Genomic DNA, 251 nt, shown 5'->3' on the forward strand with positions numbered 1-251 from the left:
TGACGCTGCTGGCCGGCCCGCACGGCCGCGCCGCGGGCGAACTGCTGCCCGGCGTCGACGAGGTGCTCACGTGGCGGGCGCCGTGGATCGACCCCGAACCGCCACCGGTGACCGCGGAGGACACCGGCACGTTCGTCGAACTGGCTCGCGCCCGGCGGTTCGACCGGGCGCTGGTCCTGACGTCGTTCCACCAGTCGCCGCTGCCGCTCGCGCTGCTGCTGCGGCAGGCGGGCGTGCCGTGGATCGGCGCC

At 76.5% G+C, this 251-nt stretch carries 1 pseudogene; it reads left to right on the top strand.

The window, feature by feature from the left end:
• Positions 1-251, top strand: a pseudogene (locus G3I65_RS16305) (glycosyltransferase family 9 protein); the annotation flags it as partial.

Source organism: Amycolatopsis sp. SID8362 (genome assembly GCF_010550475.1).
Taxonomy (GTDB): Bacteria; Actinomycetota; Actinomycetes; order Mycobacteriales; family Pseudonocardiaceae; genus Amycolatopsis; species Amycolatopsis eburnea.